At 53.2% G+C, this 14,274-nt stretch carries 9 protein-coding genes and 1 pseudogene; 1 reads left to right on the forward strand and 9 read right to left on the reverse strand.

Annotated elements, in window-relative coordinates; all coding sequences use genetic code 11:
• The first annotated feature begins 14 nt into the window (after positions 1-14).
• Positions 15-1,814 carry a DEAD/DEAH box helicase gene (locus L6468_RS00540; protein ID WP_237794178.1) on the forward strand — a complete coding sequence of 600 codons (1,800 nt, stop codon included), beginning with the start codon at positions 15-17 and terminating at the stop codon, positions 1,812-1,814.
• 65 nt (positions 1,815-1,879) lie between these two features.
• Here the strand turns inward: L6468_RS00540 and L6468_RS00545 are convergent.
• The 9 genes and pseudogenes from L6468_RS00545 to L6468_RS00585 all read right to left on the reverse strand — a co-directional run.
• Positions 1,880-3,037 (reverse strand): annotated as a pseudogene (locus L6468_RS00545) (PIG-L family deacetylase); the annotation flags it as partial.
• Between the two features lie 28 nt (positions 3,038-3,065).
• On the reverse strand, positions 3,066-3,869 hold the full coding sequence (argB, locus tag L6468_RS00550; protein ID WP_237796621.1) for an acetylglutamate kinase: 804 nt from the start codon (positions 3,867-3,869) through the stop codon (positions 3,066-3,068).
• Positions 3,870-3,873: 4 nt separating this feature from the next.
• A complete protein-coding gene (locus L6468_RS00555) occupies positions 3,874-5,670 on the reverse strand; it encodes an SLC13 family permease (RefSeq protein ID WP_091818093.1) in 1,797 nt (598 codons plus the stop codon).
• Between the two features lie 49 nt (positions 5,671-5,719).
• Positions 5,720-7,615: a biosynthetic arginine decarboxylase gene (gene speA / locus L6468_RS00560; RefSeq protein WP_091853967.1), complete on the reverse strand. Its 1,896-nt coding sequence runs from the start codon at positions 7,613-7,615 to the stop codon at positions 5,720-5,722.
• Entirely contained in the window at positions 7,612-8,139 is a 528-nt protein-coding gene (locus tag L6468_RS00565) for a shikimate kinase (protein ID WP_237794179.1), read from the reverse strand. Before L6468_RS00565 ends, speA begins: the two co-directional genes overlap by 4 nt.
• 40 nt (positions 8,140-8,179) lie before the next feature.
• Positions 8,180-10,480 (reverse strand): type I DNA topoisomerase, encoded by a 2,301-nt coding sequence (gene topA / locus L6468_RS00570; RefSeq protein WP_237794180.1) that lies wholly within the window; start codon positions 10,478-10,480, stop codon positions 8,180-8,182.
• 109 nt (positions 10,481-10,589) lie between these two features.
• Positions 10,590-11,519 (reverse strand): CapA family protein, encoded by a 930-nt coding sequence (locus L6468_RS00575; protein ID WP_255779407.1) that lies wholly within the window; start codon positions 11,517-11,519, stop codon positions 10,590-10,592.
• The gene (locus L6468_RS00580) at positions 11,488-13,926 is read right to left on the reverse strand and encodes a DUF3160 domain-containing protein (RefSeq protein ID WP_237794183.1); all 2,439 of its coding nucleotides are present in this window, start codon (positions 13,924-13,926) and stop codon (positions 11,488-11,490) included. The genes L6468_RS00575 and L6468_RS00580 overlap by 32 nt, the downstream gene beginning before the upstream one ends.
• The gene (locus L6468_RS00585; protein ID WP_237794185.1) at positions 13,923-14,261 is read right to left on the reverse strand and encodes a hypothetical protein; all 339 of its coding nucleotides are present in this window, start codon (positions 14,259-14,261) and stop codon (positions 13,923-13,925) included. The genes L6468_RS00580 and L6468_RS00585 overlap by 4 nt, the downstream gene beginning before the upstream one ends.
• Between the last annotated feature and the right edge of the window lie 13 nt (positions 14,262-14,274).

Below are 14,274 nucleotides of genomic sequence, written 5' to 3' on the forward strand. Positions count from 1 at the left end.
AATTAAAATTCACTATGAAGACATTTGAAGAATTAGGCGTGAGCGTAGAGATACGCCGAGCCATTGAAGAGATGGGATTCGTACAGCCAATGCCTGTACAGGAAGAAGTAATCCCAAGACTACTAACCAGTAAGCGCGATATGATTGCGCTGGCACAGACAGGTACAGGTAAGACGGCATCATTTGGCATTCCTTTGCTGATGCGCCTTGAGGAAACCTTAAACCTCAAAACTCAAGACTCAAACCTTCCACAGGCTTTGGTGTTGAGTCCTACGCGTGAGCTCTGCTTACAGATTGCCGATGATTTGCGCGATTTCTCGAAATATATGGAGGGCGTTCATGTGGAGGCCGTCTATGGCGGTGCTGCTATCGAACAGCAGATACGCGCCTTGAAGATGGGTGCTCAGGTTATCGTGGCTACCCCGGGCCGACTCATTGACCTGAAAAATCGTGGCTATGCCAAACTGGAGAATGTGCGTAATATCGTACTCGATGAGGCCGATGAAATGCTGAATATGGGCTTCTCGGAAGCCATCAACGAGATTTTTGAGTCGCTCCCTGAGGAGCATAGCACGCTGATGTTCTCAGCTACAATGAGCCGCGAGGTAGAGCGTGTGGCCAAGAAATACCTGACTGACTACGAAGAGGTGGTGGTAGGTTCGCGTAACGAGGGTGCCGAGAGCGTGAATCATATCTATTATATGGTGCAGGCCAAGGATAAGTATCTGGCCTTGAAGCGCATTGTTGACTATTATCCCAAGATTTTCGCTATTATCTTCTGCCGTACCAAACTGGAGACGCAGGAGATAGCAGATAAACTGATTCGTGACGGCTATAATGCAGAGTCGTTGCATGGCGACCTCTCGCAGCAGCAGCGCGACCTTACGATGCAGAAATTCCGTCAGCACCTCACACAACTTCTTGTGGCTACCGATGTGGCAGCCCGAGGATTGGATGTGGACGACCTGACGCATGTCATCAACTTTGGTTTGCCCGATGATATCGAGAGCTATACCCACCGTTCCGGTCGTACGGGTCGTGCTGGTAAGAAGGGCACCAGTATCTCTATCGTTCACTCAAAGGAGAAACACAAGATTCGTGATATCGAGAAGATTATCGGTAAGAAATTCATAGAAACGCCCATTCCATCGGCTGAGGAGATCTGTAAGAAGCAGCTCTATAAGGTGATGGATCAGATAGTAAAGACCGACGTCAACGACGATGAAATCGCACCTTTCCTGCAGGATATCAGTCGTTACTTTGAATTTATCGACAAGGACGAACTCATTAAGAAGATTGTGTCGCTGGAGTTTGGTAAGTTCCTGGCTTACTATGCTGATGCCCCCGAGATTGAGGCACCTGTCAGGGAAAAGGAGAAGAAACCCCAGACCGACCGTGAGAAGCGCATGAACAAGGCTCAGAAGGGCTTTAGGCGCCTCTTCATTAACCTTGGTAAGAAGGATGGCTTCTTCCCTGGCGTGCTGATGCAGACGCTCAACCGTTACGTAGGAGGCCGCCAGGAGGTAGGACATATCGACCTGCTCGACACCATCTCATATTTTGAGGTACCCGAGAAGGATGCCCGTAAGGTGATGACGCAACTCACCGGTATCCGTTACAAGGGTCGTACCGTGCGTTGTAATTCGGAGGACGACAAGCAGACGAATAATCCTGCACCAGCCAAGAGAAAGATGAAGAAGGACGACTGGCGTGCGTTGATGAACAATCAATCTCCCCGTGTGGACTTCAAGGGCGAAATACCCGATTTCAGCGAAGAGGGCTGGGCTCGCAGGAAACCGAAGAAAAAGAAATAATAGAAATAAAAGAAAAAGAGAGGGCTGACCTCTCTTTTCTTTTATATATAAGTACTACGCTTTCTTTAGAACTTATACTCTACGAAGGCCTCCATGGCTTCATAGCAAGCTAGTCCGAGGTCGTCGTAGAGTTTGGCAGTAGCACGGTTGCGATCCTCTGCGCGTTGCCAGAACAGGCGCTCGTCATTGCCTAGGAATGGGGCACTCTCCATCTGACTCTGATGGCGCAGGATGGCGTTGCGTTTCTCACGCAGTTCTTCGGGACTCATGGGTACACACATCTCTATATTCTCTATCTCCCATTCCGACCATGCACCGCGATACATCCACACCCTGCAGTCGTGGAGCCATTCTGCACCCGCCTGCTTCTCTTCGTCGATGGCAGCCAGCACGGCATCCGTACATACCCGATGCGTCCCGTGTGGGTCGGCCAGGTCGGCGGCTACGTATATCTGGTGCGGTTTTATCTGCTGCAGCAGTTCCTGAATGATATGCACGTCACGCTCTGTCATCGGCAGTTTCTCTATCTTTCCGCTCTCGTAGAAAGGCAGGTCGAGGAAGTGGATATGGTCTTTTTTGATACCGTTGTATCCGCAGGCATTGCGTGCCTCGCCTCTTCGTATCAGTCCTTTCACGGTCAGCACATCCCGATTATCGAGGTCGCCCTCTTGCTTCCGTTTGATGAATCCCAGCACTTCGTCGGAATAGTGTTTGATGATGTCATCGCTGCCATTGGCAAATTTCTCATTAAAGGCACGCAGGAAATGCATATAGAGCCTCACCTCCTCGTCTGCCACCGCAATATTACCGGAAGTCTCGTAAGCTACATGTACGTCGTGTCCTTGCTGTTTCAGGCGACGGATAGTGCCTCCCATTGAGATGACATCATCATCCGGATGCGGCGAGAACACGATAACCCGCTTGGGGTAGGGCAATGCACGCTCCGGTCGTGTAGAGTCGTCTGCGTTTGGTTTACCTCCTGGCCATCCCGTAATCGTATGCTGCAGGATATTGAATACGGCAATATTCACTAGCCCTGCCGACCCGTATTCCTTCACATAGTGTTCCAGACCATTATCCACATAATCCTTCGTAGATAGTTTCAGTACAGGTTTGCCTGTCTTGAGGCAGAGTGCTATCACATCACTTCGCAACTTGCGGTCAGCGATATGGTCGAAATTAATCGTAGTTGTCAGATTTAGGTTCATTGCTATTGTAAAATCAGATTGTTTGGCGAAGGTACGTGTTACGCTATTCTGTAATCACCGTGCCATGCTGACCGTCGATGGCAGTGGCCTTAGTGATGATGACGCGCTGTACGCCTGCGTCGATGGCGGCAAGGGCGTTCTCTATCTTGGGTAGCATGCCACCGCTGATGGTGCCGTCGGCTTTGTAGGTCTCGAAGTCGGCATGGTTGATGGTGGCGATGACGGAACTGTCATCATCAGCATTGCGCAACACGCCTGGTTTCTCGAACGCGTAAATCAGGGTGACGTCGTAACCTGCTACTGCCATGGCCTTAGCAGTCTCAGAAGCCATTGTGTCGGCATTGGTATTGAGCATATGTCCCTGTCCGTCGTGGGTAAGCGGTGCCACCACGGGAATCAGGTTGGCGTCGATAAAATGGGCTAATTTTGATCCGGAAGCCTGCTTTACGTCGCCTACGAAGCCATAGTCAACAGGCTCGCCGTTGACCATCTTCACAGGGCGCTTCTGAGAGAGCAGGATATTCGCATCGGCACCCGTCAGACCGATAGCATCGCAGCCAAGGGCCTGCAAACGGGCTACCACATTCTTATTAACCAGTCCGCCATAAACCATGGTGACCACTTCCAGCATCTCGGCATCGGTGATACGGCGCCCGTCCACCATTTTGGTCTCGATGCCCAGTCGCTCGGCTATCTTTGTGGCTCTGCGGCCACCGCCGTGAACCAGTATCTTCGGTCCCTGAATAGCGGTGAAATCGTGTAAAAGTTGTGTGAGCTGTGCCTCGTCCTCAACGACGGCACCTCCTACTTTGATAACGGTCAATGATGGTTTCATGTCGGATTCAATGTGATTAATATAATGGATAAATTATAGTGACCAAGCCTAGTGCCACGGTGAGTAGCACAATATGCATCACAATACCCAGACGGGCAAAGTCGGTGAACTTAAACGAACCGGGACCGTAGATGAGCATGTGGGTGTTGCTGCCTATGGGCGAGGCAAAACTGATGGTGACACTGAGCATCAGTGATATGATAAACGGCATGGGATTGCAGCCAAGCATCTCAGCCTGCTGGTACATGATGGGGAAGAACACGGCACTGGAACCTACGTCGCTCACAAACTCACTGACGACAGAGGCCAGGATACACATCACCGCCATGACGACATACGGATTATTGCCGCAAAGCTGTAGCACCTGGTGGGCTATGGTGTCGGCCACGCCCGTCTTGGTGATGGCCACCGAGAATACCACCGTGGCGCCCAGGATGAGCAACAGCTCCCATTCTATATATTTGGTCACGCCCGTGATGCGACAGCAACCGAAAATCATCATCAGTCCTGCGGCAAACATGGTAGAAGCCATCAGAGGCAGCAGGTGGAACGATGAAATCAGGAACATCAAGACCAGGATAATGGCTGAGGTGATGGTCTTCTTGCCCAACTGCGGCACGAAATGACTATCAAAGAAAGTCACCTTTCCACGGTTGTTCTGTTCCAACGCACGGTCATCATTGGGTGGACATTCCAGTAGCAGCGAGTCGCCAGCCTCCAGACGAATCTCACGCGGCTGTCCGTTAACACGGTTTCCCTGACGGGCTACAGCCACGAGGGCCACGTTGTTTTTCTGTTCAAAATGACACTCCGACATAGAGCGACCTATCAGAGAACTGCCGAAGTTGACGTAGGCAGTGCGCATCTTTCGCTTGGTATCGATATCATTGATACTCCACACATGATGATCGGCAGCAGCCAATCCGTGTGTGCGTTTCAGTTCAAGAATCTCGTTAATCTGTCCGGCATAAATCAGACGGTCGCCTCCCAGCACCCATTCATCCTTGGGCACGGGCATGATAATTTCCCGATCAAATCGGACAATTTCGAGGAGTGTACCACCCTTGACGTTCATCAGTCCGGCCTCTTCTACGGTATTTCCCACCGCAGGATTATCTGTTGGTACCAGCAGTTCCACGGTATAGTCGCTGGTGGTCTCAAACGACTCCTCAGCCGTTTTGCGTGATGGGATATAATGCTGCATGATAATCACCAGCAAGATACCCACGACAGTCACGATGAGACCAGGAAGTAGTGGTTCGAAGATGTGCATGGAGTGGCCCGTCTTATTCAAGTAAAGACCGGCTACCACCAGATTGGATGAGTTGCCCAGCAACGTGCACATACCACCCAGCGTGGCGGCATAGCTCAGGGGTAATAATAGTTTGGAGGGCGAGACATTCAGTTTGCGTGACCATATCTTCACCGCATCGATGAAGAGCGCCACCACATTGACCGAGTTTAGCAATGCCGACAAGATACTGGTGGGCACCATCAGTCGTAGCAGCGCATTGTTGTAGTTCTTTGGGTCGCCCAGCACATGCTTGGTGAGCCAATAGAGCACACCCGTCTGCATCAGTCCTGCAATAATCACAAAGAAGGCAGCATGCACCACAACAGGTTCGCTACCGAATCCTGCCATACCTTCTTCCTCGGTCACTACTCCTGTAACCAGCAATACCGTCAGGGCACCCAGAAAGGCTACCTCGGCAGGTATATGGGATCGGGCCATCACCACAAAGATGCTGACCACTGTCATGATAGTGATCCAGGCGTTGACACTCAATCCGAGTATATACCAGTCGCTAAACATCACTAAAGCTATTGTCTTAACTCCTCTAACTCCTTAACTCCTTTAACTCCTACTGTTCCAGATAGGTATATCCGTAGAGTCCGCTGCGATAGTTGCTCAGGAACTCCTTGCCTTCTTCGAGCGAAATCTTACCTTCCTTCACACTCTTAGACACCCATATCTCCAACTGGCGTACCAGTTTCTTGGGGTTGTACTGCACGTATTCCAGCACCTCAGCCACGGTCTCACCGTCGAAAATCTGGTCGATGTGGTAGTGACCGTCCTTCACCGATACGTGGACAGCGGTCGTGTCGCCAAAGAGGTTGTGCATATCACCCAGAATCTCCTGATAGGCACCCACGAGGAACACGCCCAGATAGTAGGTCTCGTTCTTCTTCAGCGCATGGACGGGCAGCGAGTGCGAGTTATGGCGGTTGGTCACGAAGTTCACCACCTTACCGTCGCTGTCGCAGGTGATATCCTGCAGCGTGGCATTACGAGTAGGACGCTCGTCCAGTCGCTGGATAGGCATGATGGGGAACATCTGGTCGATAGCCCATGAGTCGGGCAGACTCTGGAACAGCGAGAAGTTGCAGAAATACTTATCAGCCAGCAACTTGTCTATATTCATCAGTTCCTCAGGGATATGCTTCAGGTTCTTTGCCAGAGCATTGATCTCATGACAAACGCTCCAGTACATCGCCTCAATCTCGGCACGTGTCTTCAGGTCCACGATACCATGCGAGAAGAGGTCAAGCACCTCCTCACGAATCTGTTCGGCATCGTGCCAGTCCTCCAGCACATTACGGGGGGAGAGGTTATCCCAGATCTCATAGAGGTCCTTCACCAGCTGGTGACTGTTCTCGTCGGGTTCAAACTCCTCGGGCATCTCGGGCAGTGAGGCCGTCTCCAGCACATCGATGACCAGCACAGAGTGGTGGGCAGCCAGTGAGCGTCCGCTCTCCGTGATGATATTAGGGTGGGGGATATTGTTCTTGTTGGCAGCATCCACAAAGGTGTAGATACAGTCGTTCACATACTCCTGAATCGAGTAGTTCACCGAACTCTCACTGGATGGGGAGCGTGTGCCGTCGTAATCGACACCCAGACCACCGCCACAATCCACGAAGTCCACGTTATAGCCCATCTTATGCAGTTGGATATAGAACTGTGAAGCCTCGCGCAGGGCCGTCTGGATACGACGTATCTTGGTAATCTGCGAACCGATATGGAAATGAATCAGGCGCAGACAGTCGCGCATACCTTTCTTGTCGAGCATCTCCAGCGCTTCAAGCAGTTCGGCACTGGTCAGTCCGAACTTAGAGGCATCGCCGCCGCTCTCTTCCCACTTGCCACTGCCACTGGAAGCCAGTTTGATGCGGATGCCGATATTAGGGCGCACGTTCAACTGCTTAGCCACACGGGCAATGATATCCAGTTCGTTCAGTTTCTCCACCACGATGAAAATCTGCTTGCCCATCTTCTGTGCCAGCAGGGCCAGTTCGATATAGCTCTCATCCTTGTAGCCGTTACATACGATGATAGAGTCGCTCTGGCACTGTACGGCGATGACGGCGTGCAGCTCAGGCTTGGAACCGGCCTCTACGCCCAGGTTGAACTTACGTCCGTGAGAGATAATCTCCTCGACCACGGGCTGCATCTGGTTCACCTTAATAGGATAGACCACGTAGTTCTCACCCTTGTAGTCGTATTCCTTGGCAGCCTTCTTAAAACAGCTCCATGTCTTCTCGATACGATTGTCCAGGATATCGGGGAAACGCAGTAGTACGGGGGCTGTCACGTCGCGCAGCGACAGTTCGTCCATCACCTCGCGCAGGTCAATCTGCACCTCGTCCTTGCTGGGCGTCACATAGACATCACCCTTGTCGTTGATACCAAAGTAACTCGTGCCCCATCCGTTGATGTTGTACAACTCGCGGGCATCATCTAAGGTCCATTTCTTCATAGTTCCAGTAATTCGCGGAGTTTCTCTATTGTGATTTTTATTTTGTCGTAATTATCCATGAGGCTCACGTCAACCGTGTAGCGTGCCTTGTTGTAGTAGGGCTCGCGCTTCTCCAGCTGTTCGCGGATGAAGGTAATCAGTTCCTCCTTGCTCTTGCCCTTGAGCAGCGGACGCTCGCCCTTGCCCATCAGCAGGTGCTTGTAGAGCACTTCCGGCGAGGCCTTCAGGTAAACCACCTGTCCCTGCTCGTTCATATAGTCGATATTATCGAAGAAGCAGGGCGTGCCACCGCCACAGCTGATGATGACATCCTCAAATTCTGCTACCTCGTGCAGCATGTTATGCTCTATCTGGCGGAAGCCCTCCTCGCCCACTTCGGCAAAGATCTCCGACACCGTCTTGCGCCTGCGGTTCTCGATATACCAGTCCAGGTCATAGAACGGGATGCCCAGTTCCTTGGCGAGTGCCTTGCCTACGGTCGTCTTGCCGGCTCCCATGTAGCCTATGAGGATAATCCTTTTCATAAACCTCAATTCTTAAATCTCAAACCTCAAATCTCAATCCTCAATTCTTGTTGATGATCTTCATGCACTCATCGTAGGTCAGTTCCCTGGCCTTCTCGTGCAGGTTCTTGGGCAGACGGTAGTTGGTACCGTCGTAAGCCAGGTAGGGACCGTATCGACCGTTGAGCACCGTCAGCTTACTGTCTTCCTTGAACGTCTTCAGCAGCTTCTGGGCCTCCTGCTTGCGCTTGTCCTCAATCAGTTTCACGGCATCGGCAATACCGATGGTCAGCGGGTCGGCATCCTTGGGCAGCGAGGTGTATACTTTCTTGTGGAGCACGTAGGCGCCAAAGCGACCTGTACCGATGGTGACAGGCTCACCCTCAAACTGGCCCAGCATGCGGGGCAGCTTAAAGAGTTCCAGTGCCTGCTCCAGTGTGACGGTCTCCAGACTCAGTTCCTTGGGCAGGTGGGCAAACTGTGGCTTCTCCTCGTCCTCGGCCGAACCAATCTGTACCAGCGGACCGAAACGGCCAATCTTCACGAAGACAGGTTTGCCGCTCTTGGGGTCGATACCCAGCTGGCGCTCACCGGCCTTGTGCTCTGAACGGGCGTTCATCGTGGTCTCCACTACGGGCTCGAAGTCCTTGTAGAAACGCTTCATCATCTTGTCCCACAGTACCTTGCCTTCTGCAATCTTATCGAAGTCCTGCTCCACCTTAGCCGTGAAGTTATAGTCCATGATCGTGGGGAAATGCTCCATCAGGAAGTCGTTCACCACCGTACCGATATCCGTAGGCATCAGCTTTCCCTTGTCGGCACCGGTCATCTCGGTGCGCTGCTTCTGTGATATCTGCTTACCCCTCAGGGTGATGATGGCATAGTTGTGCTCCTCGCCCTTCTTGTCACCCTTCACCACGTATTCACGCTGCTGGATGGTGCTGATGGTAGGTGCATAGGTAGAAGGACGGCCGATTCCCAGTTCCTCCAGCTTATGTACCAATGAGGCTTCCGTATAGCGCTGAGGTCCCTGACTGTTGCGCTCTGTAGCGACGATGTCGCGACGTGTCAGTTCCATGCCCTTCTTCAAAGGAGGCAGGATGTGTCCCTGCTCGTCCTTGTTGTCGTCATCGTCGTCAACAGACTCGCGGTAAACCTTCAGGAAACCGTCGAACTTCACCACTTCGCCGCTGGCCACGAACTGCTCGTCGCTGGTGCTGATGCTGATGGTGACGGTGGTCTTCTCTATCTCGGCATCTGCCATCTGGCAGGCCAGGGTGCGCTTCCAGATGAGGTCATACAGGCGCTTCTCCTGTACGGTACCCTCTATCGTGGTCTGGTCCATGTAGGTAGGACGGATGGCTTCGTGCGCCTCCTGGGCACCCTTTGAACTGGTGTGATACTGGCGCACCTTGCTGTACTGCTCGCCATACAGCTGTCCGATCTCCTCCTTCGTGGCGTTGATGCACAGGCTGCTCAGGTTCACAGAGTCCGTACGCATGTACGTGATGCGTCCGTTTTCATAGAGGTGTTGTGCCACCATCATCGTCTGACTCACGGTGTAGCCCAACTTACGTGCGGCTTCCTGCTGCAGGGTAGAGGTGGTGAATGGGGGCGCAGGCGTGCGCTTCATGGGCTTCTTCTGGATAGCCTCTACGGTGAAGGTGGCATCCTTGCATTTGTTCAGGAACGCCATCACTTCCTCCTCGGTCTTGAAACGCTGGCCCAGCGTGGCCTTCACCTCCGTCATTGAACCGTCGGGGTTGGCAATGGCGAAGACACCGCTCACGTTGTAGTATGTCTCGCTCTTGAAGGCCTGTATCTCGCGCTCACGCTCTACGATAAGACGTACGGCAACACTCTGCACACGACCGGCAGAGAGGGCGGGCTTCACCTTGCGCCACAGCACGGGCGACAACTTGAAACCTACCAGACGGTCGAGCACACGACGGGCCTGCTGGGCATTCACCAGGTTCATGTCCAGCGTGCGCGGATGCTCGATGGCATCAAGGATAGCGGGTTTGGTAATCTCGTGGAACACGATACGCTTGGTCTTCTCCTCATCCAGTCCCAGCACCTCACACAGGTGCCATGAAATAGCTTCTCCCTCGCGGTCTTCATCGGATGCGAGCCATACCTGACCGGCTTTCTTGGCCTGGTTCTTCAGTTCACTGACCAGTTTCTTCTTCTCATCGGGAATCTCGTATTCGGGTTCCAGGGTGGTGTCGTTGATACTTAACTCTTTCTTCTTCAGGTCGCGGATATGTCCGTAACTAGACATGACTTTATAGTCCTCGCCAAGAAATTTCTCAATCGTCTTGGCCTTGGCGGGTGACTCCACAATCACAAGATTTTTCTGCATAATTTTGCTTGTTATGATAATTTGGGGTGCAAAAGTAAACAAAAAGTTTGCTACCACCTTATATATATAGGAGATTTTTTGTTTTCTTAACGATTGGGCGCAAGAAAATTCACTTTAAATGTGGCACACATCCTTGGATGTGGACGGGCAGGGCTTGTGTTTTCACATGATTCCTGGTTACTTCCACCTTCACCACGCAGGCTTGGCTGTTCAGCGGCTTCTGCTGGTCAAAGATGAAGTTGCCGATGCTGTAGTAGATATCCCGTCCTTTGTAGTGCTCTATGGTTTGCAGCGTATGCGTGTGGTGACAGATCAGCGCATCCGCCCCGGCGTTAATCAGCCGGTGGGCATCCAACCGCTGGCTGGGTACGGGCTTCAGGGTGTGCTCGCCGCCCCAGTGGAGCGACACGATGACCACGGCCTGCGGGTCCTTCCGCTTGATGTCACGGATACGTTCGATGATCTCCTGCGTCCGTTCGGTGTTCACGCAGGGACGGTCGGGCAGGTAGGCAAAATTCTCCAGCGCCATGCCCAGCGAGGCGATGAGCCACACCTTGCGGGGCTGTGACGTGAGGAGTACGGGCTGGGCCGCTTCCTGCAGGTTTTTGCCCATTCCAACGGGTTTCAGCTTCGCCTTGAGGATGTTTTCCCTGGTATCTTCAAGTCCCTTCCTGCCCTGGTCTGTGCTGTGGTTGTTGGCCAGGTTCAGATGAGTAAATCCGTGCTTCTTCAGCGCCCCCAGCCATGCCGGTTCGCCCCGGAAGATGAACCGTTTCTGCACGGGCGCCTGGATGCTGGTGACCGGACACTCCAGATTACCCACCACCACCTGCGAGGCCCGGAACAGCGAGTCCATCTCACGGGTGAAGAGGTGGTCGATGCCGTGGTGCCCGATGACTTTCCGCACACCGCGGTCCAAAAGGATGTCACCGGTAAAGAGGAGGCAGGTTTTACTAGTTTCACCAGTTGAACTAGTCTGACTAGTTGCACTAGTGAAACTAGCTAAACTAGCAACCAGTGCTATAAAATACGCTCTCATTATCTACAGGCGTCTTTTCCAAGGGCACGGTAACCGGGGTCATCCATTCTGGCACGCCCGATCGGGGGTGACGCTCCAGGTACTCCTGCCATTCCTCGTCGTTGAGACGCTGGTCGTCGATGGAACGCTGGAACTCGCGATACGAGAACACGGCACCACGGGTGAGCCACAGGTATCCGCCAATCTCCACCACGACATAGATTTCATCGGCATCACCGACAGCCTCGTAGAGGATACTCTTGTTGGGGTTGTTGTCGGCATTGGCGGTATAGACATCAGCCACCAGCGCCACCTTGCGGTCGGGCCCCTGAATGGCTTCCCAGTCCCAGAGCTCGTGCTCGCTGTCGCGCAACAGTTCCAGCGACATGTTCTCAAACTTCGCACCGATATACTCCAGTTCATCGTACTCCACGTCTTTCAGTACCTCGCCCCTCAGTTCCTTCTTGCTAATAGCCAACAGGAACTCGGCCTCTTCGGTAAGACGCTCGTTGGCAGTGGCTATCTTCTCCGTGAGCAGGTTGTGCGTGCGCAGTATCTTCTGGTTTTCCTTCAGCAGGTCGATGGCCTTCTGCCAGAACTTCACATTCGGTTCCACGTAGCCCTTGACGATAGGGTCGGGAGGACCGGCACCGCCGCACTCGGCACCCATGGGCTGCTTGGCATACAGGATGGCATCATGCTTCAGTTCGGTCCATGAGCCCAGCATCGCATTCAGCGATTTCTTGTCCCATTCGGGCGAGAGCATGAAATAAGGCGCATGCTGGGGCTTGTCGATGACGGTCTTCAGCGCACTCATCCACTGGGTTGCTGCATTCTCCTCCCACTTAATCTCGTTCATGCGCTTCTTCATCCGCTTCAGGTTGCTGGTGTACTTGCTCCAGCGGTCGGGCTCGTTAAGCTCATCCATGAGAATTTTCTCTGCAGCGCTGACACCCATGGCGGCAAACACATCCAGGCCCTTGGGCACCTCGCGCTTCGTGGTGTTGGAATCATAGTCCACCATCTCCTGCAGCACCTCTGCATCGGGCTGATAGCGCTGGGGCATCAGGCGCACCTTATTCCTGCCTGTACGCAGGAACTTCGGACGGATACGTGTCTGTTTTTCTGCGATTTCATCGACCTTTACGCCTAATTCATTCGGATCAATCTCGCATGTGCCGATATCCGAGATAATCTTGTTGACCTGTTCGATGCTCACGTCATCGGGCATACCCATCAGGTAGTTCATGGGCTCCGTCAGCTTCTTGTACAGCGAACAGAGTCTGGGGTTGTCGTGGTCGTCGCAGATCTCCACGGCCAGGATGTTCGCCTTGAGCATGTCGAAAGGATTGTCTGACCTGAGTGGCACGGTCTGCAACCACATCATCGTACGGAAGTAGCGCTTCAGGTTGTCATTGCGGGTGTAGTGGCCACGGGGACGGAACAGACTGTATTCAAAGGGTACGTCCGTATATTCCAGGAACTCAGACGTGGCGTTCACGCTCTTCATCACCCGTTCATATTCGCCCAAGGCATCGGCATCGCCCTTGGGCGCCTGCTCCTCCAGGAGAGCATTGGCCACCTTGAAATACGTGACAATCCATTCTGCAGCTTCCTCCGTGTTGAACACGGCATCTTCATTCTCCTTCTCGCGTTGCCATCTTCTGGCAAACACCTTCTGTCCTTCCTCGCAGAACTCCTTCAGCAGCGGCATCAGCTTCTCCTGTTCCACCTCGCGCAACATGCAGTCGAAATAGAGGTGGTAGAGCTGCAGGTAGAGGTCGGTGGTGACGAAGGCCGGGAACTCATGGTAGTCGTTCTGCTCATAGACATGGAACAACTGCTGGTGCTGGGCGGGCACGATGGCAAAGCCGTGATGGCCCAGGTAGTCCCACAGCCTCTGGTCGGGCTCCTTCAGCAGGGCAGGGTTCACGATATTGGCGACATTCACCTTGTCGTCCTCGTTGCCCGACTTGAAATTCCGTTTGCGCAACTCGTCCTCGCGCTGTCTGACGCGGTTCACAAAGGCGCGCTGCTCGTCGGAATAAGCGATGATTTCCGGCTTGATGCTGTTATAGTATTCCTCGCGGTACGACAGTTCCTCGTTGCGCTCGCCGCCCCAGTAGCCACTGTTCTGGTCGTAGTAGTCCTCGTTCTCGCTGAAGGCCCACATCAGGGAGTCGTACCACGTGGTCGACTGATAGATACTGCGGATATAGGAGTCCTCAAAAGGATAACCCTTCTGTGCCAGGAACACATTCTCCAGGATGCGCAAGTCGCTGAGCGACAGGCCCGTGATATCCATGTTGAGGTCCACGCTGTCGCGCAGGCTCTCCACGTCGAGCGTGCTCACCGGTGTCGTCTGCTCCTTGGTGGCACAACCTGCCAGCAGCAGCCCGGAAAGGATAAAGGAAGCTATTCTCTTCATAGATTAAATTGTTTTATGGCGTTCTTTTGATGGGTATTCTTGACGATAAACCGTTTGAAGGCCGGTCCGAAGTCCTTCCACTCATAGTCTATCACGGCATATTTCCCCTTTCCATCGGTCTCCAATGCCCTGATGCAGCCGTCCACAAAACGGAAGTCCACCAGTTCAGCACCCAGTCGCGAACCCAGCCACAGCGGACGCACCTTCCCATCTACCTGTTTGAAGATGAAGATACGCTTACCTTTCTCCCGGTGGAACCGCGTCTTCTTGATCACGCCCACCAGCGCATCCATGCTCCCGTCGCCATCCACATCACCTGTGCAGAAGCGGTACACTGGGTAGGGCAGC

This window comes from Prevotella communis (assembly GCF_022024115.1).
GTDB lineage: Bacteria > Bacteroidota > Bacteroidia > Bacteroidales > Bacteroidaceae > Prevotella > Prevotella communis.

Coding starts and splice junctions, on each gene's coding strand:
- L6468_RS00540 (WP_237794178.1), top strand. CDS start 15: ATGAAGACATTTGAAGAATTAGGCGTGAGCGTAGAGATACGCCGAGCC.
- L6468_RS00555 (WP_091818093.1), bottom strand. CDS start 5,670: ATGTTTAGCGACTGGTATATACTCGGATTGAGTGTCAACGCCTGGATC.
- speA (WP_091853967.1), bottom strand. CDS start 7,615: ATGAAGAAATGGACCTTAGATGATGCCCGCGAGTTGTACAACATCAAC.
- L6468_RS00565 (WP_237794179.1), bottom strand. CDS start 8,139: ATGAAAAGGATTATCCTCATAGGCTACATGGGAGCCGGCAAGACGACC.
- topA (WP_237794180.1), bottom strand. CDS start 10,480: ATGCAGAAAAATCTTGTGATTGTGGAGTCACCCGCCAAGGCCAAGACG.
- L6468_RS00575 (WP_255779407.1), bottom strand. CDS start 11,519: ATGAGAGCGTATTTTATAGCACTGGTTGCTAGTTTAGCTAGTTTCACT.
- L6468_RS00580 (WP_237794183.1), bottom strand. CDS start 13,926: ATGAAGAGAATAGCTTCCTTTATCCTTTCCGGGCTGCTGCTGGCAGGT.